The organism is Cupriavidus pinatubonensis (assembly GCF_019602855.1).
GTDB classification, from domain to species: Bacteria; Pseudomonadota; Gammaproteobacteria; order Burkholderiales; family Burkholderiaceae; genus Cupriavidus; species Cupriavidus pinatubonensis.
Window position 1 is genome coordinate 1,256,061 of the sequence record NZ_CP080767.1, and the last position, 23,478, is coordinate 1,279,538.

At 63.8% G+C, this 23,478-nt stretch carries 18 protein-coding genes, 1 other RNA gene and 1 pseudogene; 10 read left to right on the forward strand and 10 right to left on the reverse strand.

From position 1 onward, the window contains the following. Nucleotides 1-67: 67 nt before the first annotated feature. From K2O51_RS18380 to acsA, 6 genes are read right to left on the reverse strand one after another with little or no spacing between them, the layout of a single operon-like run. The gene (locus K2O51_RS18380) at nt 68-3,016 is read right to left on the reverse strand and encodes an AMP-binding protein (RefSeq protein WP_245001928.1); all 2,949 of its coding nucleotides are present in this window, start codon (nt 3,014-3,016) and stop codon (nt 68-70) included. A gap of 45 nt (nt 3,017-3,061) precedes the next feature. Then, a complete protein-coding gene (locus K2O51_RS18385; protein WP_140953399.1) occupies nt 3,062-3,313 on the reverse strand; it encodes an acyl carrier protein in 252 nt (83 codons plus the stop codon). Then, complete coding sequence (locus K2O51_RS18390) at nt 3,310-4,437, reverse strand: dihydrolipoamide acetyltransferase family protein (RefSeq protein WP_140953400.1); 1,128 nt, start codon at nt 4,435-4,437, stop codon at nt 3,310-3,312. Before K2O51_RS18390 ends, K2O51_RS18385 begins: the two co-directional genes overlap by 4 nt. A gap of 57 nt (nt 4,438-4,494) precedes the next feature. Then, entirely contained in the window at nt 4,495-5,469 is a 975-nt protein-coding gene (locus K2O51_RS18395) for an alpha-ketoacid dehydrogenase subunit beta (protein WP_140953401.1), read from the reverse strand. Beyond that, nucleotides 5,466-6,485 carry a pyruvate dehydrogenase (acetyl-transferring) E1 component subunit alpha gene (gene pdhA / locus K2O51_RS18400; protein WP_373460991.1) on the reverse strand — a complete coding sequence of 340 codons (1,020 nt, stop codon included), beginning with the start codon at nt 6,483-6,485 and terminating at the stop codon, nt 5,466-5,468. Before pdhA ends, K2O51_RS18395 begins: the two co-directional genes overlap by 4 nt. Continuing rightward, nucleotides 6,485-8,260, reverse strand: coding sequence for an acetate--CoA ligase (gene acsA, locus K2O51_RS18405; RefSeq protein WP_140953403.1), 1,776 nt, complete (start codon nt 8,258-8,260; stop codon nt 6,485-6,487). Before acsA ends, pdhA begins: the two co-directional genes overlap by 1 nt. A 289-nt stretch (nt 8,261-8,549) precedes the next feature. On the opposite strand from acsA, the gene K2O51_RS18410 reads away from it, so the two are divergent. Beyond that, complete coding sequence (locus K2O51_RS18410; RefSeq protein ID WP_140949182.1) at nt 8,550-8,747, forward strand: hypothetical protein; 198 nt, start codon at nt 8,550-8,552, stop codon at nt 8,745-8,747. 10 nt (nt 8,748-8,757) lie between these two features. Here K2O51_RS18410 and K2O51_RS18415 read toward each other — a convergent pair whose 3' ends face one another. Further along, nucleotides 8,758-10,287: a sigma-70 family RNA polymerase sigma factor gene (locus tag K2O51_RS18415; protein WP_140949181.1), complete on the reverse strand. Its 1,530-nt coding sequence runs from the start codon at nt 10,285-10,287 to the stop codon at nt 8,758-8,760. A 257-nt stretch (nt 10,288-10,544) separates the two neighbouring features. Here K2O51_RS18415 and K2O51_RS18420 point away from each other — a divergent pair, with 257 nt between their 5' ends. From K2O51_RS18420 to K2O51_RS18430, 3 genes are all read left to right on the forward strand, one after another. After that, nucleotides 10,545-11,087, forward strand: a complete 543-nt coding sequence (locus K2O51_RS18420) for an Hsp20/alpha crystallin family protein (protein WP_140949180.1) — start codon at nt 10,545-10,547, stop codon at nt 11,085-11,087. Between the two features lie 135 nt (nt 11,088-11,222). Beyond that, nucleotides 11,223-11,471: a hypothetical protein gene (locus tag K2O51_RS18425; RefSeq protein WP_140949179.1), complete on the forward strand. Its 249-nt coding sequence runs from the start codon at nt 11,223-11,225 to the stop codon at nt 11,469-11,471. Nucleotides 11,472-11,558: 87 nt separating this feature from the next. Continuing rightward, entirely contained in the window at nt 11,559-12,638 is a 1,080-nt protein-coding gene (locus K2O51_RS18430; RefSeq protein ID WP_245001930.1) for a hypothetical protein, read from the forward strand. Here the strand turns inward: K2O51_RS18430 and K2O51_RS18435 are convergent. Then, nucleotides 12,616-13,602 carry a ribose-phosphate diphosphokinase gene (locus K2O51_RS18435; protein ID WP_220631472.1) on the reverse strand — a complete coding sequence of 329 codons (987 nt, stop codon included), beginning with the start codon at nt 13,600-13,602 and terminating at the stop codon, nt 12,616-12,618. The genes K2O51_RS18430 and K2O51_RS18435 overlap by 23 nt on opposite strands. Before the next feature lie 39 nt (nt 13,603-13,641). Here K2O51_RS18435 and K2O51_RS18440 point away from each other — a divergent pair, with 39 nt between their 5' ends. Then, the gene (locus K2O51_RS18440; RefSeq protein WP_220631473.1) at nt 13,642-14,628 is read left to right on the forward strand and encodes an acetyltransferase; all 987 of its coding nucleotides are present in this window, start codon (nt 13,642-13,644) and stop codon (nt 14,626-14,628) included. A 36-nt stretch (nt 14,629-14,664) separates the two neighbouring features. Here K2O51_RS18440 and K2O51_RS18445 read toward each other — a convergent pair whose 3' ends face one another. Both K2O51_RS18445 and ssrA read right to left on the reverse strand, forming a co-directional pair. After that, nucleotides 14,665-16,044: a nicotinate phosphoribosyltransferase gene (locus tag K2O51_RS18445; RefSeq protein WP_220631655.1), complete on the reverse strand. Its 1,380-nt coding sequence runs from the start codon at nt 16,042-16,044 to the stop codon at nt 14,665-14,667. Nucleotides 16,045-16,313: 269 nt separating this feature from the next. After that, nucleotides 16,314-16,645: a transfer-messenger RNA gene (gene ssrA / locus K2O51_RS18450) on the reverse strand. A 218-nt stretch (nt 16,646-16,863) separates the two neighbouring features. Here ssrA and K2O51_RS18455 point away from each other — a divergent pair. The 5 genes and pseudogenes from K2O51_RS18455 to K2O51_RS35785 form a co-directional block, all read left to right on the forward strand. Continuing rightward, nucleotides 16,864-17,196 carry an ElaB/YgaM/YqjD family protein gene (locus K2O51_RS18455; RefSeq protein WP_140949175.1) on the forward strand — a complete coding sequence of 111 codons (333 nt, stop codon included), beginning with the start codon at nt 16,864-16,866 and terminating at the stop codon, nt 17,194-17,196. Nucleotides 17,197-17,244: 48 nt separating this feature from the next. Continuing rightward, nucleotides 17,245-18,204, forward strand: a complete 960-nt coding sequence (locus K2O51_RS18460) for a ribose-phosphate pyrophosphokinase (RefSeq protein ID WP_220631474.1) — start codon at nt 17,245-17,247, stop codon at nt 18,202-18,204. A gap of 70 nt (nt 18,205-18,274) precedes the next feature. After that, a complete protein-coding gene (locus K2O51_RS18465; RefSeq protein ID WP_245001931.1) occupies nt 18,275-18,679 on the forward strand; it encodes an Hsp20/alpha crystallin family protein in 405 nt (134 codons plus the stop codon). Between the two features lie 34 nt (nt 18,680-18,713). After that, nucleotides 18,714-21,098 carry an endopeptidase La gene (gene lon, locus K2O51_RS18470; protein WP_220631475.1) on the forward strand — a complete coding sequence of 795 codons (2,385 nt, stop codon included), beginning with the start codon at nt 18,714-18,716 and terminating at the stop codon, nt 21,096-21,098. A 166-nt stretch (nt 21,099-21,264) separates the two neighbouring features. Further along, nucleotides 21,265-22,728, forward strand: a pseudogene (locus K2O51_RS35785) (AAA family ATPase); the annotation flags it as partial. Between the last annotated feature and the right edge of the window lie 750 nt (nt 22,729-23,478).

Below are 23,478 nucleotides of genomic sequence, written 5' to 3' on the forward strand. Positions count from 1 at the left end.
GCATGGATAAGTTGGATGCACTGCCTCGGATAGGCAAGGGCATCACGAGGGCTGTAGGTTGAGGCAGTCAGGTCGTCGCGTCAGGCTCCTGCAGTCGCGCGCGGATATCCTGGCGGGCCGCATCGCGTAACTGCAGCAGGGCCTGCCAGTCATCACCTGAGGCAAGGCAGGGCTTGCCGACGACAACCGTCAGTGGCGCGTAGCTTGGCCACCAGCGTCCGTCGCGCAGTAGCGAGCGGGTACCAGTCAGTGTGACGGGAATTAGCGGCACGTGCGCCCGTGCGGCGCACACGAAGGCCCCCAGGCGGAACGCCATCAGCCCAGGCTCCCGCCGGAAAGTTCCTTCGGGGAAGAATACGAAGGAATCGCCCGCCAGCACGCGCCTTTCCACGGCGCTGGTATCTTCCACCCCCCGCGCGGCATCGAAGCGTTCGACGAAGGCGCAGCCAAGGCGGCGCAGCAGGATCGCCAGCACCGCACTTTGCAGCAGCTCTTGCTTCGCCACAAAGGTGAAGCGGGCAGGGAGCACCGCGGTGAGCAGAAACACGTCGGTATAGCTGGAGTGATTGGCTACGATGATCGCGGGCGCCGCCCGATCAAGGCCGGCCATTCCTTCGGTCGTTGGCGACAGGCCGGTCAGCGCCAGCGCAAGCCGCGCGCCGCCTCGCGCAACCTGGCGGCGCAGTCCGTGCCCCGGCAGGATTACCACCAAAAGGGCGGCCGGTACCGCGAACAAGGCGAAGACCGTCCATGCCCAAATACCCCAGAGCCAGCCCCCCGCCTGCTGCCAGAGACGAGTGAAGCGGATGCCCGCGCCCGAAACGGCCAGCCGCAGCAGTTGTCGCCATGGCGCTCGAGCGGTGCTGTGGATGTTGCCGCTCTCATAGAGAGCACGGCAGGCGGCGCGGCGCAGTTTGCCACTGGAAGTCTTGAGTATGGTACGGGGTGGCACCAGAATGATCTCGTCGACCGGCATGCCAATCAGGTCAACCGCCAGGTGGCCAATCTCGGCGCGTATGCCACGACGCGCACTTTCATTTTCCTCGCGCGTTTCGGCCAGCACGACCAGCCGCTCGGTGGCGGAGCGCGCGTCACTGGCGGGGAACACGGCGACCCCGCCTCTGCGCACGCCCGGGAGTTGGCTGATCGCTTCCTCCAGCTCCTGCGGGAACAGGTGCCGTCCGGCGCGGATGATGATGTCCTTGAGGCGCCCGGTCAGGTAAAGCTCGCCGGCCGCGATATAGCCCATATCGCCAGTCTTCAGCCAGGCGCTATCAAAAAGCCCTGCCGAGGCTTCGGGGTTGTGGAAATAGCCGGACGTCGCGGACGGGCCGCGGAACTCGATATGTCCCAGTGTGCGCTCGGGCAGTTCTCGCCCGGCAGGATCGGCAATGCGAATCTGGTGGCCGGGTAGCGGCAGGCCGCTGGAGACGAGCCTGAGCGAACCGCGTCCCGACTGGGCGGGCGAGCGCGCAATGCCACGGCGAGCGAGGGCTTCCCGATCGATCTGGTCGATGTGCGGGCCGCGCCCCGCAGGCGGAAATGCGAGCCCGACGGAGGATTCCGCCAGGCCGTAGACCGGGGCCATGGCGGACGGATCCAGGCCATATCTTGCGAATCGCGCGCTGAACTTCTCGATGGTGTCCGGGCTCACCGGCTCGGCGCCGTTGTAGGCTACGCGCCACGTGCTCAGGTCCAGGCCGGCCAGATCCTGTTCATGCAGCTTGCTCGCGCAAAGCTCGTAGGCAAAGTTAGGCGCTGCGGACAGCGTGCCACGATGCCGGTGGATGGTCCACAGCCATGAAGCAGGGCGCGCCAGAAAGTCCGTCGGAGACATCAGCGCCAGGCGAAAACCAACCAGCAGGCTGCCCATGCAGGCGCCGATCAATCCCATGTCATGGTAGAGCGGCAGCCATGACACGAACACATCTTCCGCCGTGACACGCGAGGCCCGCTCCATGGCACGCAGGTTGGCCAGCAGGTTCGCGTGCGTCAGCACGACGCCCTTGGGGTTCCCTGTGCTGCCGGAGGTGTACTGCAGAAAGGCAATGTCGTCGGACCGGCGAGCGATGGGCGGCACTGCGCCACCCGTCTCATTGATGTCGCCGGGCGTCAGGATCTGACGCAGCGACGCGCAATGGGCACGCAACAGGCGCAGCAAGGGCTTGGCAGCCGGCACCGTGATCAGGATGGCCGCCTCGGCATTGGCAAGGATGCCGGCGCTGCGCCGCATATGATCCTCGATTTGTGAAAGGCGCGCAGGCGGATAGAGAGGAACCGGGATGCAACCTGCGTACAGCGCGCCGAAGAACTCTCGGAAGAAGTCCGGCCCTGTCGGGAGCATCAGTGCAACCCGGTCGCCTGGTACCAGTCCGAGGCGCACCAGTCCGGCTGCAACCGCGAGCGCGCCAGTCCGCAACGCCTGATAGCTGAGGTCGCCGCTGCCCGCAATGGTCGCGTACGCAAGTTCCCCATGGGACGTTGCGTGCCAGTCAATCAGTTCCATCAAGGTCAGGGCGCTGTCCGGCGGCCGGTTGACGGCCGCCGACCTGGCCGCCCCCAGCGATCCGGCAGTGGTGAATTCCTGGGCCGCGTTCTCAACCGCGGGGCTGTGCGCATACCTTGTCAAGCGAAGCAGGTCGCGTGGCGTCTCGGCCGCCATCAGCGCCTTTTCGTCTACCCGGGTGCCATAGTCATGTTCGATGCGCGTCAGTAGTTCCGCCCGTGCCAGGCTGTCCAGGCCAAAATCGCGCTCCAGCGAATGATCGATACCCAACGTGCCCACCTCCTGCGCGTTGGGCCGCAATTCGCCCGCCAGTCTGCGTACGATGTCCAGAAGGCGCCGCGTATCGGCAGCCCCGGGCGAGGTCGTGGCAGGATCAGCGGAAGTCTGCAGGTCAGTCATTGACTTATGTACGCCGGCAGGGAGAACAGAAGAGAGAACACAAGGGCCGCAGAGCGGTGGACAACAATCAATGTTTGTCCATATAGCGTTGACCGGGTTGATACACGTCAACCGCTCTCGACTACCCGTGCAGCCCGGGGCGGACACAGCGGGTGTCTATTGCCGCTGGGCGGCCTCGTCGAGGTACGAGACGACATCATCCAGTGTCACCAGGCGGGTGTAGTCGGACTCCGGAATCTCCACCTTCAGCTTCGCATGCAGCGCAAGCAGGAAATTCAGCCAGTCCATGGAATCCAGGTCGACCTGCCTGCGCAGCGGCCGATCCGCGCGCAGGCTGCCGGGATCGACCTCAGGCGCGATCTCGCGCAGCGTCGACAGGACGACCGCCCGGGTAGCGGTGGTGTTCATGGCTCAATTTCCTCAGGATGCTGGAGGAGTTCCCGCACTTCGGCCAGGAAGCGTGCGCCGCAATGGCCGTCCGATACGCGATGGTCGGCGGACAGGCTGGCCGTCACGGCTGGCACAACCGTGAGCACTCCGTCGTCCACCCATGGCCGTTCATGGATGCGGCCAAAGCCTACCAATGCCACCTGGGGCGGATAGATGACACCGAACACTTGCTCCACGCCCTGGTCTCCGAGGTTGGTCACCGTCACGGTAGGCTCGGACAGTTCCGCGCGCCGCAGTGAGCCGGAGCGGCAGCGCCTGACCAGGTCCGCCAGTTCCTGCATTAGTTGCGCAAGCGGTTTGCCCGATGCATCGAGCAGGGCCGGTGCCGCCAGTCCGCCCTGGCGCAGCGAGATCGCGACGCCGATATTGATGGCGCTTGCTGCTTCAAACGCACCGTTGCGGTAGTAGCCGTTCAGTTCCGGGAAGCGTTTGAGAGCCACGGCGACCGCCTTGATCAGCAACGCCGCCGGCAGGACCCGTTCGGTGATGGGTCGGTCGGCGTTGGCTTTGACAAGCCAGTGCGTCGCCACCCGCAGGGGGATCGTCTCGCAGACGTAGTAGTGTGGAATCTCGCGCTTGGCGCGTGCCATCGCGGCGCCAATGGCCCTGCGGATGTCGGCCTGCCGCTCGCCTGCCGCGCCACCGGCTTTGCGCACAGCTTGCTCGACATCCGACAGGGTGACCGCGCCGCCAGGCCCGCTGCCGACAAGCTTGTCTGCGTCGATGCCTTGTTCCCGGGCGAACTTGCGTGCCGCGGGCGAGACCATTCGCCCTCTATGCCGGCCAGGCGCAGCAGCTGGCCTGGCCGGCTTGGAAGGCGCATAGCGGACAGTGCCAGGCGATTCGCCTGGTTCGAGCAGCGTTGCCATCAGGGTGCCGACCGGCATCTTGTCACCTGGCGAAGCGAGCAGTTCGCCGACGATTCCGTCGTGCCAGGTTTCCACCTCGATGGCGGCCTTGCTGGTATCGACGACGGCCATGATTTGCCCCTTCCTGACCACGTCACCGGGCTTCACGGCCCACTGGAGCAGCGTCCCTTCGTCCATGTCTGCGCCCAACGAGGGCAGGCGGAACTCAATCACGTTGTCCTCGCCGGAAACCTGAGAGCGCGGCCGCGTCGTGGTCGGCGGATGGGTTGCTCATGCGATCAGCTGGCTAGCAGCGGCCACGATGGCCTCGACCTGGGGCAGGGCGGCCTCTTCCATATGCCTGGCGTATGGAATCGGGACTTCTGCCGAACATACGCGTGCGATCGGGGCGTCCAGCTCATAGAAGATTTGTTCGACGATACGCGCCATGATTTCCGCGGCGAGGCTGACACTGCGCCAGCCTTCGTCAATGATGACGGCACGACGGCATTTCGCTACGGATGCCATGATGGTCGCGTCGTCCAACGGGCGCAGGACCCGCAAGTCGACCACTTCGGCGTCGATGCCGCGGGACGACAACACATCGGCGGCCTGCAGTGCCTTGGGCAGGCTGCCGCCATAGGTGATCAGTGCTACATCCTTGCCCGCGCGCCTGACCTGGGCCAAACGGATGTCCACCTGCGAATCCTCCGGAATCTCGCCTTCGAGGTTGTACAGGCCTGCGTGTTCGAAGATGAGCACGGGATCCGGATCGGACAAGGCCGGGGCCAGCATTCGTCTCCCGTCCTCAACTGTGGCGGGCGCCAGTACCTTGAGACCAGGTACGCCCGCATACCAGCCTTCGAAGCTGTGGGAGTGCTGGGCCGCAACCTGCCGGCCAGCCCCGCTGGCCATGCGAATCACCAACGGTACGGAGAATTGTCCGCCGGACATGTGACGGTACAGTGCAGCGGTATTAACGATCTGGTCGAGTGCGAGCAGGCTGAAATTGACTGTCATGACTTCCACGATGGGGCGCATGCCGCCCAGCGCGGCACCGATGCCGGCGCCAGTGAAACCGAGTTCCGACAGCGGGGTATCGCGAACGCGCTCGGGGCCGAATTCCGCCAGCAATCCCTTGGATACCGCGTAGCTGCCGCCATAGCGGCCTACATCCTCGCCCATCAGGAAGACGCGGGGATCCCCGGCCAGCGCCTCGCGTAACGCTTCGCGCACGGCCTCGCGATAGCTGAGGCGAATGCTCATGGCACATCTCCAGCGGGCGAGTAGACGTCCTTCAGCAGATCCTCGACGGGTTCCCAGATGCCCGCTTCGGCAAAGGCCTCCGCTTTCGCGACGTCGGCCTGCACTTCGGCATCCAGCGCCAGGAATTCGTCCTCGGTCAGCTTTCCTTCGGCCTTCAGCCGTGCGGTGAACGTATGGAGAGGGCCGCGCTGCTTCCATGCATCGACCTCGGCCGCCTCGCGATAGAGGTCGGGATCGTACATGGAGTGGGCCCGGAAGCGATAAGTGCGGAACTCCAGAAACACCGGCCCATTGCCACGCTTTACTTGAGCTACGGCATTCCTGGTGGCTTCGCATACGGCCACGACGTCCATGCCGTCCGCGGAGGCTGCCGGCATCTTGTAGGAGGCGGCCTTGGCGCAAAGATCCGTCTGCGATTCATGGCGTTCAAGCGCTGTCCCCATCGCATAGAGGTTGTTTTCACAGCAGAACAGCAACGGCAGCTTCCACAACGCTGCCAGGTTCATCGATTCATGGAAGGCGCCTTCGGCGATCGCCCCGTCGCCGAAAAAGCATGCGGTGACCCGCTGGCTACCCTGCATCTTCTCGGCAAGTGCCAGGCCAGCCGCCAGCGGCAGGCCGCCGCCCACAATGGCATTGCCGCCGAACAGTCTGGTGGCGCGATCGAACAGGTGCATGGAGCCACCCCGGCCGCGGGCACAGCCTTCCCGCTTGCCGTACATTTCGGCCATCAGCACACCCATGTCCATGCCGCGCACCAGCGCATGCCCGTGCTCGCGATAGGTAGCAACAACGTTATCGTCGGGCGCCAACGCATGCAGCGCGCCAACGCATACCGCCTCCTCGCCGATATAGAGATGAAGGAAGCCGCGAATCTTGCCAGCTCCATAAAGTTCCGCGCATTTTTCCTCGATTCGCCGGATGCGCAACATGTCGCGCAGCAGCACGAGCGAGAATGCCTTGTCATAGGGGACCGGGCCGGCCGGCGGCGGCGGGGCGGGGTGATCGATGTCCATTATGATCCGGAGCCTGTCTCGAGCGTGGACGTGTCGCCTTCGGGCAGGCCAAGCTCCCGGGCTTTGAGCAATCTGCGCATGATCTTGCCGCTACGCGTTCGTGGCAGTTCGGCCTGGAAGGCAATTTCTTTCGGGGCAACGGCAGCGCCGAGACGGCTCCTCGCGTGGCCGAGCAATTCCAGGCGCAGGGCCTCGCCTGGCTCGAAGCCCTTGTTGAGGGACACAAATGCCTTTACCACTTCGCCCGCTACCGGATCAGGCTTGCCAATGACGCCTGCTTCAGCGACGGCCGGGTGCTCCATCAGTGCGCTTTCGACTTCGAAGGGGCCGATCAGGTGTCCCGCCGACTTGATCACATCGTCAAGCCTGCCGATGAACCAGTAGTAACCGTCCGCGTCGCGGCGCGCGAGGTCGCCGGTCAGGTACCAGTCTCCAGCGAAGCACTTGCGATAGCGAGCCTCGTCGTTGAGGTAGGCGCGGAACATCGATGGCCAGCCGCGCCGCAGCGCCAGCTCGCCTTCGGCATCAGGCGTTTCCGCCAGTTCGAGCGTGCCATCCTCCTTGCGCTGGACGACAGACGCTTCCACCCCCGGCAGGGGACGGCCCATCGAGCCCGGCTTGATATCGAATGCGGGCGTATTGGCAATCATGATGCCGCCGGTTTCGGTCTGCCACCAATTGTCATGAATGGGAAGACCGAGGGTGTTCTTGCCCCACCAGACAGCCTCCGGGTTCAGCGGCTCGCCAACGCTGGCAATGAATCTCAGTTGTGGGTACGAGCGGGCCTTGGCTGCCTCCGCGCCCGCTTTCATCAGCATGCGGATGGCGGTGGGCGCCGTGTACCAGACGCTCACTCCCTGGCTGTGCAGGATCCCGTACCAGCGCTCGGCGTCAAACTCGCCGGGGTCGACGATTGATGTGATGCCGTGCAGCAGCGGGGCGACGGCGCCATAGGACGTGCCAGTCACCCAGCCTGGATCCGCCGTACACCAGTAGAGGTCGTCCGGATGCAGATCCAGCGCGTAGCGCCCGGTAGCCCAATGGGTGGATGCTGCGCCGTGTACGTGCACCGCGCCTTTAGGGGTACCGGTAGTGCCACTGGTGAAGTGCAGCAGCGCCATGTCTTCGCCAGTGGTGGGAGTGATCTCGCAGGCATCTGGCGCGCGTTGCATCATGGCGCCGAAGTCCAGGGTGTCCGGTATGCTGGTCGGGCCGCCGCCTTCGCCAACCAGAAGAACATGCTTGAGGTCCGGCATGCGATCCCGCCACGCGGCAACCTTGCGAGTGAAGAGCGTGTCGGTAGTCACCAGGACGGCTCCGGCGCCCAGATTGAGCCGCGTGGCGATAGGCTCGGGCCCGAATGCAGAGAACAATGGCGATACGACCGAGCCGTTCTTCAGACTGCCGAACAGGGTTGCATACAGCTCGGGAATGCGACCGGTCAGAATGAAGACCCTGTCGCCCCGGCCAACGCCAAGCTCACGCAGCACGTTGCAAAAGCGATTGGCGAGTCTGGTCAGTTCGGCGTAGGTCACGTCGCGCTGCGGCACTTCGTCCAGCGCCAGAAAGCGGAAGGCGACCTTGTCGCCCGCACCACTCGCCACGTGTCGATCCAGCGCCTGCCATGCGATGTTCAGGCCGCCGTCCGGCTGCGTGCCAAGAGCCCGGCTAACGGCGTCCCACGAAAACCGCCGGCGCTCCGCCTCATAGTCGCTGAAATTTGGTGCAACCCGTAGGTCGGCTGCCGTCTTGTGGATGACTGGTGACGGATCCATGCTCGCGCTTCTCCTCCATGGGCTCACCATGCGCTCACTATAGGAGTTCGGAGTCGGTGCAAGCAACGAAAAGCCGACTGTGACTTCGACTCGGCGCGTTCATGAGTTGCGGACGCGGCTCACGTCGGCAATCCAATTTGATCGAGCGCAAATAGGTCGGCATCTCACGACGGCCATGGGACGTCGACTTCTATAGTCTCAGACACATGCCGGCGACCGGATCCGGCGGCCAGGAGAGGCCGCTGCGGCGTACCAGGCATGCGCCGTCAAATACTGTCGGAGACAAGAGATGCTGAGTCCCCACGAGATCGCAGCCCTGATGGTTCTCAGTGATGCGAAGAGTCACCGTGAACTGGACCCCGCCGACATTGGCGCTCTTGTCGAGCGCCAGTTGGTCCGTCTTGGAGCCGCGACACCAGACCACAGGCAAATCCGTGTAACCGGGAAAGGACGGCAACTGCTGGAGGCGATCAGCAGCGGCCGCTGACGGAGCGGGCTCAGTGCGGCCGAGGGTGCGTGGCGCCTTTGTCCGCCGAGGTGTCCTCTGCCAGAAACGTCCTGGCAGCATTTGCCTGTCCCGACGAGCGCAGCGTTTCCATAGCCTGCCGTTCGGTGCGCCGGACCTTTTCCCGCGACATGCCGGTCCGCCTGGCGATTTCCTCGTAGCCCATCGGGGTAACGCCCCCAATGCCGAACCTGCATTGCAACACGGTGGCTTCATCCGGTGTCATGGCTGCAAGCATGGCGGCGACAAACTCGCGCATGCGCTTGTCGGCCACCGTCCTGTACGGGTCGGGCGCCGCCCGATCCTCGAGCATTTCCGCGAGCGCGGTATCGCCGGACGGTACCGGCGCATCGAGCGAGACTGGCTCGCCGGGCAGCGTGAGCAGATCGGATACTTTCTCCTGGCCCAATCCGCTCTCACCGGCGAGTTGCGCCAGGGCTGCCTTGCGTCCGGTGCGCTGGCGGATACGCTCGGCCGTCAGACGCACGCGGCGCAGGTTGTCGCCGACATTCACCGGGAGGCGGATCGTGCGTGCACGGTCAGCCACCGCGCGCGAAACGGCTTGACGGATCCACCACGTTGCATAGGTCGAGAACTTGAAGCCCTGGTGGTACTCGAATTTGTCGATGGCCCGCATCAGGCCGATGTTACCCTCCTGAACCAGGTCCGCCAGATCCAGCCCCCGGTGCTGGTACTTCCTGGCGATCGACACCACCAGCCGGAGGTTGGCCTCAACCATCTTGCGGGTAGCGCGAGCGATCCTGTCTTCGGCCGCCAATGCTTCATTCACCAGCGCACTTGTCGCGGCGCACCCCTCGCTGGCGGCACCGTCGCGTTCCGCTCCGTATGTCCTCAGGGTGCGCATGACATGCCACGCACCGTCGGCAGTGCGGGCTGGTTCACCAGTTGCAAGTAACTTCGCGAAGATGGCCTGCCGGGCGCGCTGGTAACCGGCCGATTCGGTGTCGCCTTGTCGCAGGGCGGCCTGCATGCGCCGCAGCGACTGGCGGATCTCGCCAATCCTTGCGAGGTCTCCGCCGGCGGCCCGGGACGGCGCGGCTAGCCAGATCTCAAGTGCACGAGGACAACCCGCGAGCGCCCACAGTACGCCGCGCCGCCCGGTCTCGATTTCCTTTGCGAGCATTACCTCCTCATCTCTAGTAAGCAGGCGCACGGCTTGCATGCGCCTCGCATAGATGGCGAGCGGGTCTATTGAAGCGCCTACCCCGGTGGCCGCGTCAGTCAGCAGATTGCACACCTCCTCGATAAGCCCGGGGTCGATGGGGTGCCCATCGGGGCCGCGCAACGCGTCGGTTTCGGGACGCTCGTCGAGCACGGCAATGCCCATCTGGGTCAGCGCCGATAGCAAGGGCTCGATGCTGTCCGGACAGCTGTCTTCCGCCGGCAAAGCGTCGACAACGTCAGAATGGATCAGGTACCCGCGCTCAGCTGCGAGCGTCAACAACTGGGTGATGGCCTGCGTATGGATGTCCGCGTCCGCTGCGCGGGTCTGGATGGTCATGTCGTGAGCGAATCTGGCCGCTTCTAAGGGGCGGTAAAGGCCGCCGAGACTCCGCGGACGCCCGTCCGCTTCGGCTTGCCTGACAGTTGTCGATGTGGGGGGCAATATGGAATTCACAAGCACTGGCATTTCGCGTCGCCTTCCATGCCGTGCCAAAGCCGCCCAATCACTGTCATGTAGCTTTGACAGGAGTCAAATTGCCCAATGCGAGAGCGCCTAGGATGATTTCTACATTGACCCCACAGGAGGATCCTGAAATGGCTGAATCTCAAACTACGGTGCCCGTGAAGAAAAGCGAAGACGTCGCCAAGCACCCCTGGTCCCCCCAGGCCTGGCACCCCATTGCGAGCCTGCGGCGTGAGATGGAACGCTTGTTTGACGATTTCGATCACGGCACGCGCTTCACGCCGGCACGCCTGCCGCGGTTCGGCCTCGAGCCATTCTGGCGGCATGACTGGAGCATGCCTTCCGCCCCGTCCGTGGACCTTTCCGAAACGGAGAAGACCTATGAGCTGACGGCCGAGCTACCGGGGATGGACGAGAAGGATATCGAAGTGAAGCTCGCCAATGGCGGCCTGACCATCAAAGGCGAAAAGCGCGAGGAGAAGGAGGAAAAGGAGAAGGACTATTACCTGCGCGAGCGCCGCTTTGGTTCCTTTGAGCGCTACTTCCAACTCCCCGACGGCGTTGATGCCGACAAAATTGAAGCCAGGTTCAACAAGGGTGTGCTGACGATCACGCTTCCCAAGACGGTCGAGGCGCAAAGTGCGGCAAAGAAGATTCCGGTGAAGGGTGCCTGACGACAGGCTGTGATCGCGGCGAGAGTTCGGCGACGATTGCATCGCCACTCTCGTCGATCCCGTCTTCGCGCACAAGCACGGCATCCACTTCGCTGCCCTCGGTCACGTGGGCGGTCCCTTTTGCGAGGAGTGGCAATGGATACGCACAACGCAGCACCGCAGGCCGCTACCGCCAGCGAGATCCGCGACATAGTCGGACCCGTGGAGGATCAGGTGGTCGAAATGATTCTCGACGAAGGGCCTACCCGTGCACAAGTCCTAGAAGCCTTCACATGGTTGCGTTCCGACCAGCGGTTACGGCATCGCCCCGGCTTCGAATTGGAGGGAAAGTCCGCACGCATTCTGGAAATTCTCGAAAGCGAAGAGCCGGATTCGGACGCCTGAGAAACCGTTGCCCCACACCACATGCCGATCTTGCTATAGGGCCCGACTCCTTATGAGGGGTCGCGACATGGATGGGAGATTCCCGAAATGGCATGGAACAGTGCGGCAGTGCCCAATGACTCGATGCCGGTTGCGGCCAAGGTGGCGCTGCTGCGTCAACCTGGGATCTACCCTGATCATCCGCGGGATGTGGAAGTGGTGGAGACCCACATGTCCTGGGTCTTCCTCACTCCCGACTATGCGTACAAGCTCAAGAAGCCGGTGCGCTATGACTATCTCGACTTTCGTACGCTTGCGGCAAGACAGTACTACTGCACGGAAGAAGTGCGCTTGAATCGGCGACTGGCCGGTTCCGTCTATCTTGATGTCGTGCCTATGGTCCTGGAACCGGGCGGCACCGCTCGATTAGGCGGCAAGGGTGCGGTGGTCGACTGGTTGGTCAAGATGCGCCGGCTGCCGGCCGATCGCATGCTGGACAAGGCACTATCCCAAGGCACCGCGACGCAGGAGGACGCGCGCGCAGTGGCAACCCGCCTGGGCGAGTTCTACATGACGCTGCCACCCGCGCCGGTCACGGTTGATGAATACCGGGGCCGCTTGCGCCGTGACATCGACGATTGCGAGCGCGAACTCAGTAACCCGGCGTTCGCGCAGCCTGTCGCACTGGTGAGAGAGGTCTGCCTCGCTCAGCGCCGCCTGCTGGCGCAGGATCCGTCGCGCTTCGATCAGCGTGTCAAAGAAGGCCGGATTGTGGAAGCACATGGCGATTTGCGGCCGGAACATATCTGCCTTGCCCCGCCGCTCGCCATCATCGATTGTCTGGAGTTTTCTCGCCAATTCAGGACCCTCGATACGGCCGACGAAATCGGCTTTCTCGCTCTCGAATGCGAGCGGCTGGGCGATCCTGACTTTGCCCGGGTACTGATTGGCACTTACCGAGACGTTACCGGCGACAGGCCCGATGCCGCGCTGTTGCACTTCTACCAGAGTTGCAGTGCCTGCTTGCGCGCGAAAATTACCGTCTGGCATTTGCGGGAGGCAATATATCGTGATTCGCCAAAGTGGCCCGAGAGAGCAAGATGCTACCTGCGACTGGCCGAGCAGCACATGCAAGCCTGTGCGCAGGCATATTCGCACGAAGGCGTTATCCGGCGAGCAGTTCGCTGATCGACTCGCCGCTGTGGCTGTGCGCGATCGCCTGCGCGAACAGGGCCGCACTGTCCAGGAGGATGAGTTTGTCCCTGACCTTGCCTTCGGGGAGGCGGAATGGCGGTACGGTATCCGTGACAACAACCTGTACCAACGCATCATCCGCAAGCACCTGCGCGGCGCTCCCCACGAACAGTCCGTGCGATGCGGCGGCGTAGATCCGGCGGGCGCCGAGGCCGCCGCACGCTTTCACGGTACGGGCTATGGTCGTCCCTGTGCCGATCAGGTCGTCGACAATGATGGCGCACTTGCCATGGACGTCGCCGACTATCAGTTCACCGCTCACGATTCCCTCGCTACGGTGCTTTTCGGCAAAAGCGCTGGCTACCGGGCGGGCCAGGGCACGGCTCAACCGTTGCCGAAAATCCTCGGCCCGCTTGATGCCGCCAGCATCCGGAGATACGACGGCGATCTCCTCATCGCGCAGAAGCGACGCGAAGTGGGAAACAAAGAGCTTGTTGGCCCCAAGGTGATCGGTGCGGCAGCGGAATGCATTCTGATAGGCAGCAATATTGTGGACATCCAGCGTGATGACATGATCGGTACCGACCGCCTCGAACAGGCCCGCCACGTAGCGCGTGGTGACCGGGTCGCGGGCCTTCGATTTCTGGTCCTTGCGCGCGTAGCCCAGATACGGAACGATGGCGGTCACGCAGGCTGCCGAGGCATCCTTGAGTGCGCCAATGAAGAAGAGCAGTCGGCATAGCTTGTCGTTGACGCTTTGGCGGGCATCGCTGTGCAAGGATTGGACGACGAAGACGTCTCTGCCGCGTACGTTCACCAGCGGGCGGCATTTGTGCTCGCCGTCCTCGAAAGCCCGCTCCTCATGCGGGCATAGCTCGACGCCCAGGTGGCGGCCGACTTTTTCGCCGAACTCGCGCGTGTCGTCGAGTGCGAACAACATCAAGTCAGGATGGATCATGGCTAGCCGGCTCCCCCTTTCTCCGTATGGTGCCCGAGCGTGACACACTTCGACGTCTTCAATGGTGACGCAGACGGCATCTGCGCGCTGCATCAACTACGATTGGCCAACCCGATTGCATCCTCATTGATTACGGGCGTCAAGCGTGACGTGACGCTGCTCGCGCGCGTTCCCGCCCGCCAAGGCGACGCCGTGACGGTGTTGGACATCTCTCTGGATACGAACCGGGAAGCATTGCTTGAACTCCTTGGACGCGGCGTCGCGGTGGAGTACTTCGATCATCACTTCTTTGGGTCCATTCCGCTGCACCCCGGATTGATGGCCTGCATTGAGACGGCACCCACTGTGTGCACCAGTTTGCTCGTGAATCGTCATCTCGGTGGCAAGCATGCGCTCTGGGCCATTGTCGGGGCATTTGGGGACAATCTGTCCGACGCCGCGCACCAGCTCGCGCGGGGACACTTCCTGCGAGCGGGGCAGACACATCAGTTGCGCGAGCTCGGCGAGTCCATCAACTACAACGCCTATGGCGATGCCGAAGCGGATCTTCGGATCCCGCCTGCCAGACTCTATGAGGCCTTGCTTCCCTATGCAGATCCGTTCCAGTTTATCGTTGCAGCCCCGATCACGCGGGCGCTACACGACGGACGGCGGCAGGACATGGAAATGGCAATGCAGCAGCGCGCCAGCATCGCGCTGCCGTGCGGCGCCATTTATGTGTTGCCAGACCTGGCTTGGGCGCGGCGTGTACGGGGCGTCTTTTCGAACCATCTGGCAAGTAGCCACCCAAGGCTGGCCCACGCGGTTCTGACGGTGAATGCGCATGGGGGCTACACGGCGAGCGTGCGCGCGCCGATGGCGTCGCCATATGGTGCCGACAAGCTGTGCCGGCAGTTTGAGAGTGGCGGAGGGCGGGAAGCTGCGGCAGGCATCAATTGCCTCGCGCGCGATCGTTTGCCGCATTTCATGCGCGCGTTCGAGGAAGTGTTCAGCGTTGGAGGCGCGGCGCAAAATGCATCTTCCTGATCACGGGGCTGCAGATGGGGAATCCCGATTCTTCCTTCAAGCCGATCCTGCCGCGGCCCCGGCCGATGCGCCGAGTGCGTCGGCGGTACGGGCCAGTTCGATAAGGGAAGGGCTGATCGTGACCGGAAATGTCGACCCTGGCTCCAGCTTTCGCAATGCTGGCGGGAGTGCCGCCAACTGGTGCGCGGCGTGCGCGCGGCTGGTGCTTAGTGCCACTGGCGCGGCCAGGCGTCTGCCTTGCACCATGCACAGCTGCATCAGCGGCGTGCCTTCGCAAGTCTCGCCATCGAGCGTCACGGTATCGCCACACATGTTGCCGTCGCTCGAATAGCGTCGCCATGATTGTTTTCTGCCCGGCCAGGTGGCCTTGCCTTCGGAGCGTTTGCGTCGCGGCAAGCCCGCGTATTCGGTGAGCTTGTAAGCGCAGTCAAGGTATGGCGAATCCGCCGACGTGTTCATTCGTGTGCCTACCCCGAAGCCATCGATCGGCGCATCTTGCGATATCAGGTCCCGTACGCGGTATTCATCGAGATTGCCGCTGGCGAAGATGCCGATGTCGCGTAGCCCGGCACCATCCAGAATGGCACGTACCTTGCGCGCGTGATCGCCCAAGTCACCGCTATCAAGACGAACGGCCTTGACGAAGATACCTTCCGCCCGTAGGCCAGCGGCCAGCGCAGCCACCTTCTGCGCAGCCGCCTCGGTATCATAGGTGTCAATCAGCAGGGTGGCGTTGTCAGGCTGCGAGCGGGCGAACGATTCGAAAGCCGATTGTTCGTCAGAATGAGCCTGCACGTAGGAGTGTGCCATCGTGCCAAAGGTAGGGATGCCGAAACGGGCGCCGGCCAGCAGGGTGGCCGTCCCCGTGAACCCGGCCAGATAGCTGGCGCGTGCCGAGAGCAGGCCGGCTTCGGCCCCATGGGCGCGGCGTAGGCCAAAGTCGACAAGGGTGGTACGTCCTTGTCCGGCCAGAACCACACGCGCGGCCTTGCTTGCAACGATGGTTTCATAGTGCAGCAGGTTCATGACACGGCTCTCAACGAGCTGGGCCTCGCGAATGGGGGCAGTAATGCGAAGGATCGGCTCGTCGGGGAAGAACACTGTGCCTTCTGGCATGGCGGCAACCTCGCCGCAAAACCGGAAGCCCTCCAGCGATCTCAGGAAGGCGCCGCTAAAGTGACCGCTCTGTTTAAGCAGGGAAAGGTCGGCCGCGCTGAAAGTCAGGTTCTCGAGATATACGAGCACCTGTTCAAGCCCTGCGGCCATCAGGAAATTGCGTCCCGGCGGCAGCTTTCGCACGAAGAACTCGAAGCTGGCGGTATCGTTCATGGCGCTATCGAAGTAGGCCTGCATCATCGTGAACTCGTACAGGTCCGTCAGCAGCGGACTTTCGCTTGTGGCTCCCTCGTTCTTCATGGGCTCTCCCTTGCGTCTGAGGCCCCCGGAGGCGCACCAAATTATCCCCCCAGCGACCATGGCCATGGCGTGCGTACTTTCGCCAAGGTGTTGCGCACCTGGAGGGTTATGCGAGCCATGCTGCGCGTCGCATTCGCTCCTGGGCTAGTCTGCCTTTGCTACGTTAGGCGCCCCGCCAGTGACAACGTTGATGCAGCGCAAGGCGGTGATTCTCGACCTCCATCGCATTCAGACGGAAGGCGACGACAGCAGCGAGGAACCAGCTGAAATGACAATGGGGACCGAAGTCCCCATCGGCTGTCTTGGTCTACAAGGCTTCAGCGGCCCCGGCATTGGCCTCAGGCGGCCAGTGCGAAACGCTCATCGTTGGCGTTTATGGAATTTGCTTCATTTACGTCGATCGCCTGACGGGTTGCCTGCGCCCCTTTGCACGCCCTGTCGAAACCGATACACCCCCACCTTAGCGCGCCGCATGTCACGGTGCGCTGAGGTGGAGGTGAGGGGATTCGAACCCCTGTCCAGAACGCCGCCAGATTGCCGGGATAACAACCATGTCTCCGATATGGAGCGTCAATGGCCGTTTTCAAGAGCGAGGGGAACGCCGAGGGTTGAGGCGAACTTCGCCATGGGGAAAGACCGCTCGCGGCGCATTGAGGCGTCAGGCGTGAACCACTGCGCACCAGGATAGGGTGAGGGCGGTCTGGTCCCTGGTCTTGTTCCTTATCAAACCGCGGTGCCAGGACGCCCCTATATTGACCTTGCGCCGGTACGCCATGGCTGCCGCCTCCGCGACGGCAATTTCAGAACAGGGAGTGAACGATGAACGATATCCGTGCAGATCTTGCGGTACACAGGGACGCGTTGATTCGCGACACCAATGTATTGCTCAGCGACGTACAGGCCTTGCTCAGGGATGTCGCGGACGAGGCTGGCACCGAAGCCAGCCAGGCGGGAACCGAACTCGGAGGCCGGCTGCGCGCGCTACAGGTGCGCCTCGATGCGCTGCGTGAGGTTGGCCGTGATCGTGTCGGGCAGCTCGCCGAGACGGCGGACTTATATGTCCGCGAACATCCGTGGCAATGCATCGGAACTGTCGCGGCGATCGGTGCGGCGACAGGCGCGATCGTGGCGCTGGCCGTCGGCCGCCGGTAGTGCCAGGCAACCGGCGTCTATGGCGGTCGGTGTGTCGATGGAGGCGCGATGAGTCCGAAGCCCAGTACACGGCAAGTGGTCTTTTCCATGCCAGGGAACGAGCGGCAGGCCGCGGCGCTTTGCCGTGCGCTGCATGCGACGGCTGGCAACGCCATCGTGCGGCACTTTGCTGACGGCGAATCCGCCGTCAGGCTGGAGGAGGACGTGGCGGGCCGGGATGTCATCCTCGTCTGCACGCTGGACCGCCCTGACGCCAAGGTATTGCCGTTGCTGTGGCTTGCAACGGCTGTGCGCGAGAATGGCGCGGCCCGGACGGGCCTGTTGGCGCCCTATCTGCCTTACATGCGGCAGGACAGGGTCTTTCACGCCGGAGAGATTGTCTCCGCGCGGCACTTCGCCGCATTGCTGTCCGGCCACTTCGATTGGCTGGCAACCGTCGATCCGCACCTGCACCGCATTCGCTGTCTGTCGGAGATCTTCTCCATCCCGACCGTCGCGATTCATGCTGCGCCGGCCATTGCAGAATGGATCCGCAATGAGATCACGGCGCCGCTGATCATCGGTCCGGACGAGGAGAGCCGTCAGTGGGTGGCGGACATAGCAGCCCGGTGCCAGGCCACAGCCGTTGTGCTGGAGAAGGACAGGTTGAGCGACATGGCCGTCCATATCGCGGCACGGAACCTGCCTGACGCGGGAGACTGCACGCCGGTGCTTGTCGACGACATCGTCTCCACGGGGCACACCATGCTGGAGGCCGCCAGGCGCCTGCAGGAGCACGGCTACCGGCCGCCAGTGTGCATAGGCGTCCATGCGCTGTTTGCCGGCACTGCCTACGCGGACCTTTGCGCCGTCGCTGCCGACGTTGTGAGTTGCGACACCGTCGAGCATCCGTCCAATCGTATCGTGCTTGCAAATTTGCTGGCGGCGGCCATTCAAGCTGAGGCGGACGACCGGGAGCGGGGCGATCCGGCGCGGGGTCAACCTGGGGCATCGGTCCGACCGGATTGAGCGGGGCCTGCGTTGCCGGTGCAGCGGAATGGGCCTGGTCCATGCGGGGCAAGAAAGGGGGGAATTCGCCATGCCTGACAAGAGATTCAACCCGATGTGGGAACCCGCGCTGGTAGCGCTTGAACGGGCGGGGCATTTGCACCTCCAGTTCTTCCGCCTTGCCGGCCAATCAAGGCAAGTGCCGGTATGGGAGCCCCCCGTGGAACTGGTCGAGCAGGGCGGCAGGCTCATAGTCATCGTGGCGCTTCCCGGAGTCAGCCCTGACGCCGTAGACCTGACGCTGGAGGGCGACGTCCTCTCAATTCGCGCCCAGCGCCACCTGCCCCGCGCGTTCAGTGGCGGCACGGTTCACTGCCTGGAAATTCCCTATGGCCGCTTCGAGAGACGTCTCGCGCTGCCACCGGGGCCCTACCAACTACGCCAGCGCAGCAGCGAGGATGGCTGTCTGTTGCTGGTACTCGAGCGGCTGGATTGAGTCGTTACGCAACACATCGCTTTGGACGGAAACCATGAACCAAGACACTGCAACCGGCCCGGACGCGCCACCGCCAGGCCAGGCAATCCAGCCCGGGTCAGGACTCCCTCCCGACTGCGTGATCGTGCTGCCGGTACGCAATACCGTGCTGTTCCCGGGCAATGTGGTGCCGCTATCCATAGGCCGCGAGCGTAGCAAGGCCGATGTGCAGGCCGCCGTCCTGGAACAATTGCCGCTCGGCATCGTGCTCCAGCGCGATCCCCAGAGAGCCGATCCGGCGTTCGAGGGACTCTACCCCATGGGAACCGTGGCCAATGTGCTGCGCTACGTGACCAACCCTGAGGATGGCTCGCATCACCTTGTGTGCCAGGGCACGCAGCGTTTCCGGCTGCGCGAACCATTGCCTGGCCACCCGCTGCGCGCCTGCCGGGTAGAGTTCCTTTCGGACCCGGAGCAGGCCGACGCGGCGACCGATGCTCGCGCGCTCGTTTTGAGGGAACGCGCCGCAGAGATGCTCGGATTGCTTCCGAATGTGCCCGCCGAGCTTGCGACTGGCTTGCAGGCGATCGATTCGCCCGGGCTGCTCGCCGACGCGGTGGCAGGCCTGGTCGACATCCCGCTTGAACGCAGGCAGGAGATCCTCGAGACCGTCGATGTCGGCAAGCGGCTGGACAAGGTTCTCGATGCTGTCGCCAGCCGCATCGAAGTGCTGCGCCTGTCGCGCGAGATTGGCGAACAGACCCGGGACCGCCTCGACCAGCGGCAGCGCGAAATGCTGCTGCGCGAGCAACTCCGGACTATCCGGCACGAACTCGGCGAAGGCGGCGAAAACCAGGAAGACATCCGCAGGCTGGCCGAGGCGATCGACGGCGCCCACATGCCGGCCTCCATCGAGACACAGGCTCGCAAGGAACTGGCGCGCCTGGAGCGGATGCCGGAGGCGTCTTCCGAGTACTCGATGTGCACGAGCTACCTCGAATGGCTGACCGAGCTGCCGTGGGGCCTGCCGCAGGAGAAATCCGTAGATATGGCAGAGGCGCGACGCATTCTGGACAACGAGCATTTCGGCCTGGAGAAGGTGAAGCGCCGCATCCTCGAATACCTTGCTGTGCGCAAGCTCAATCCGCAAGGGAAGGGACCGATCCTCTGCTTCCTCGGGCCGCCGGGCGTCGGCAAGACCTCCCTGGGTCAGAGCATCGCGCATGCGATGGGACGGCCATTCGTACGCGTAAGCCTTGGTGGTCTGCATGACGAGTCCGAGATTCGCGGCCACCGCCGCACTTATGTCGGCGCCATGCCGGGCAATATCATCCAGGCCATTCGCAAGGCGGGCACCCGTGATTGCGTGATGATGCTGGATGAACTCGACAAACTCGGCCGTGGTGTGCACGGCGACCCTGCCGCCGCCATGCTTGAGGTGCTCGATCCGGAGCAGAACGCTACCTTCCGCGACAACTACCTGGGCATGCCGTTCGACCTGTCGGCCGTCGTCTTCATCGGCACAGCCAACCAGGCCGAGAGCATTCCGGGCCCGCTGCGCGATCGCATGGAGGTGCTGGAGCTTCCGGGGTATACGGATGCCGAAAAGCTGCAGATTGCGACGCGCTTTCTCGTTCCCCGCCAGCTCGCAGCTTGTGGCCTGACGGTCGACCAGTGCGAACTGGATGCTGCGGGACTCTCAGCCATCATCCGCCAGTACACGCGCGAGGCAGGCGTGCGTGGTCTTGAGCGGCAAATCGGCGCCGTGCTCCGGTACGCGGCCATGCGCGTGGCCGAGGATCCCGGCGCGCGGTCTCGGATTGGACCTGACGACCTGCCGGCTATCCTGGGGCATCACAGGTTCGAGAGCGAAGCGGCGATGCGGGTCAGCCTGCCAGGCGTCGCGACGGGCATGGCATGGACGCCGGCCGGTGGCGACCTGCTGTTTATCGAGGCCAGCATCACGCCCGGCTCCGGAAGGCTGGTCCTGACCGGGCAGCTCGGTGACGTGATGAAGGAAAGTGCGCAGGCCGCACTGACGTTGGTCAAGTCGCGCTGCACGAGCCTGCGCATCGATAGCGCCGCGTTCGACAAGAGCGATGTCCACGTGCACGTGCCCGCCGGTGCGGTACCCAAGGACGGTCCGAGCGCCGGTGTCGCGATGTTCATCGCGATAGCTTCGCTGATGATGGGCCGCCCCGTGCGTCGGGATGTGGCCATGACCGGCGAGATCAGCTTGCGCGGCGTGGTATTGCCGGTCGGCGGCATCAAGGAGAAGGTGCTCGCTGCGCAGCGCGGCGGAATTGGGACCATCATGTTGCCCGTGCGCAATATGCCCGATATCGAAGACATTCCTGCGGACGCGCGCAGCTTGCTTCGCTTCGTGGCACTGGAAACGGTGGACGATGCGCTGGCCGGAGCCCTGGAAGCGCAGCAGTGACCAGTCCCGCCCGCACATGACGATGATCGCTGAGCTTCCGCCGGAAAGGCTGTACACGCCGTGTGAACCGAAAAGCCTTGGGTTCGACACCACCGAATCACTGGTTGATGTCGATCTTGCCCTGATACATCCGCGCGCCGTGGCCGCCATCCAGCTTGGGATCGGCATGCGTGTTCGCGGCTGCAATCTGTTCGTACTGGGCGAGCCGGGAAGCGGGCGCCGTGCACTGGTGCGTCACATCCTGGAAGCGGCGGCGCCCGAAGGGCCGCAGCCGGAGGACTGGTGCTATGTCTGCGATTTCGCAGCATCGGAAGGCGTGAAGCTGCTACGGCTGCCGGGCGGCCGGGGCAGGCAACTCTTTCAGGATATGCAGCGCTTCTCCGGCGAGGTAGGACTCGCTGTGGCAGCGGCGTTCGAAGATGTCCAATACCAGAGTCGTGTCGAATCGCTGGAAGATGAAGAGAAGGCGCGCGAAGAAGCCGCACTGCAGGCGCTGGGCGAGGACGCGCGCAAACATGGCATCGCGATGTTGCGCGAGCCGGACAGCCTGGTCTTTGCGCCGCTCAAGGACGACGCTGAGAAAACGATCTCCGAGGAGGAATTCGCCAGATTGCCGGAGGCGCAGCAACAGAAGCTGAGCCAAGGCGTCAATGCGCACTACGAGCAGTTGCAGCGCCTGATGAGCAAGCTTCCCCATTGGCGGCGGAACTTGCAGAAAGCGATCAGAGAGGTCGGCCATCGCGCCTTGCGGCTGGCCGTCGGGCACCTGATTGCGGAGATCAGGCCCGCGTACGCCGATTTGCCGGCTGTGGTCGCGTATCTCGATGCGGTCCTGCAAGACGCGGTCGAAACGGGCCAAGCCTCGTACGAGGCCCGCCGGGGCAGCGAAGCGGACACGTCGCCGGATGCCGGGATGACAGCCGGCCAGCGCTACGTCGTCAATTTGCTCGTGGAGAATCCGCCCGACGGCGGGCGGCCCGCGGTTTTCGAAGCCAATCCAACCCTGCAGAATCTTGTCGGACGTATCGACCACCGGGTCCACATGGGAACGATGGTCAGTCATTTCACCCTGATCAGGCCGGGTGCGCTGCATCGTGCGAACGGCGGGTTCCTGGTAATTGACGCCGCGCAGCTACTGAGCCAGCCGCATGCGTGGGCAGCACTCAAGCGCACGCAGCAGTCCGGCGAAATCCGTATCGAGTCGCTTGCCGACGTGGTGGGCCTCGGCGGCTCCGCGCAATTGCAGCCGGAACCCGTGCCGGTCGATGTCAAGGTCATCCTGATTGCCGAGCGTTCCACCTATGACGTAATCGCGGAACTCGATCCGGATGTCCTGTCCCTCTTCAAAATCAATGCCGAACTCGAAAGCGAGATCGACAGGACGCCGGAATCCTGTCTTCATTACGCCCGGCTGATCGCCACGCTTGCCAGGAACGATCGCCTGCGGCCATTGTCGGCGGGCGCGGTGGCGCGCGTCATCGAACATGCGGCCCGCCTGGCGGGGGACGCAGAGAAACTCAGCACGCAGACGCAACCGCTGTGCGATCTCCTGCAGGAAGCCGATCACCTGGCTGCCGTGGCCGATGCGCCGTTGATCGAGCGAGCGCAGATTGAAGCGGCGCTGGATGCACGCCGCGCACGTAACCGTCGCCTCGAGGAAGGCTACCGGGAAGACATCCTCCGCGGGCAACTGCTGATCGACTCCAGCGGCGAGCATGTCGGGCAGGTCAACGGGCTGGCCGTGATCGCGCTGGCCGACGCGACGTTCGCCCATCCGGTACGCATTACGGCCACGGTCGGCATGGGCGAGGGCGAGATCGTCGACATCGAGCGCGAGGTGGAGCTTGGCGGGCCGATTCACTCGAAAGGTGTGCTGATTCTCTCCTCGTTCCTGGCGGCGCGATTCGGGTGTGCGATGCCGCTCTCGCTGCGCGCCACCCTGGTTTTCGAGCAGTCATATTGCGGCGTCGAGGGAGATAGCGCTTCGCTGGCTGAACTCGCCAGCCTGCTGTCGGCGCTGTCGGGAATTCCCGTGCGGCAGTCGCTCGCGGTCAGTGGTTCCGTGAACCAGTTCGGCGTGGTTCAACCGGTCAGTGACATCAACGAAAAGATCGAGGGCTTCTTCGAGGTCTGTCGGGCGCGCGGCCTGTCAGGGCAGCAGGGCGTGCTGATCCCGGCCGCCAATGTCTGCCACTTGATGTTGCGTTCGGCGGTAGTCGAGGCCGTCCAGGAAGGGCGCTTTCACATCTGGGCAGTGCGCACGATCGAAGAGGCGATTGAACTGCTGACCGGTGTCGAAGCCGGTGAACCGGACGAAGAAGGGGAAATTCCACGAGGCTCGGTCAACTACCAGGTGGCGATCCAACTCGCCGAGCTGGCC

Coding starts and splice junctions, on each gene's coding strand:
- K2O51_RS18385 (WP_140953399.1), bottom strand. CDS start 3,313: ATGAACACCACCGCTACCCGGGCGGTCGTCCTGTCGACGCTGCGCGAG.
- K2O51_RS18395 (WP_140953401.1), bottom strand. CDS start 5,469: ATGAGCATTCGCCTCAGCTATCGCGAGGCCGTGCGCGAAGCGTTACGC.
- pdhA (WP_373460991.1), bottom strand. CDS start 6,485: ATGGACATCGATCACCCCGCCCCGCCGCCGCCGGCCGGCCCGGTCCCC.
- acsA (WP_140953403.1), bottom strand. CDS start 8,260: ATGGATCCGTCACCAGTCATCCACAAGACGGCAGCCGACCTACGGGTT.
- K2O51_RS18410 (WP_140949182.1), top strand. CDS start 8,550: ATGCTGAGTCCCCACGAGATCGCAGCCCTGATGGTTCTCAGTGATGCG.
- K2O51_RS18415 (WP_140949181.1), bottom strand. CDS start 10,287: ATGACCATCCAGACCCGCGCAGCGGACGCGGACATCCATACGCAGGCC.
- K2O51_RS18420 (WP_140949180.1), top strand. CDS start 10,545: ATGGCTGAATCTCAAACTACGGTGCCCGTGAAGAAAAGCGAAGACGTC.
- K2O51_RS18425 (WP_140949179.1), top strand. CDS start 11,223: ATGGATACGCACAACGCAGCACCGCAGGCCGCTACCGCCAGCGAGATC.
- K2O51_RS18430 (WP_245001930.1), top strand. CDS start 11,559: ATGGCATGGAACAGTGCGGCAGTGCCCAATGACTCGATGCCGGTTGCG.
- K2O51_RS18435 (WP_220631472.1), bottom strand. CDS start 13,602: ATGATCCATCCTGACTTGATGTTGTTCGCACTCGACGACACGCGCGAG.
- K2O51_RS18445 (WP_220631655.1), bottom strand. CDS start 16,044: ATGAAGAACGAGGGAGCCACAAGCGAAAGTCCGCTGCTGACGGACCTG.
- K2O51_RS18455 (WP_140949175.1), top strand. CDS start 16,864: ATGAACGATATCCGTGCAGATCTTGCGGTACACAGGGACGCGTTGATT.
- K2O51_RS18460 (WP_220631474.1), top strand. CDS start 17,245: ATGAGTCCGAAGCCCAGTACACGGCAAGTGGTCTTTTCCATGCCAGGG.
- K2O51_RS18465 (WP_245001931.1), top strand. CDS start 18,275: ATGCCTGACAAGAGATTCAACCCGATGTGGGAACCCGCGCTGGTAGCG.
- lon (WP_220631475.1), top strand. CDS start 18,714: ATGAACCAAGACACTGCAACCGGCCCGGACGCGCCACCGCCAGGCCAG.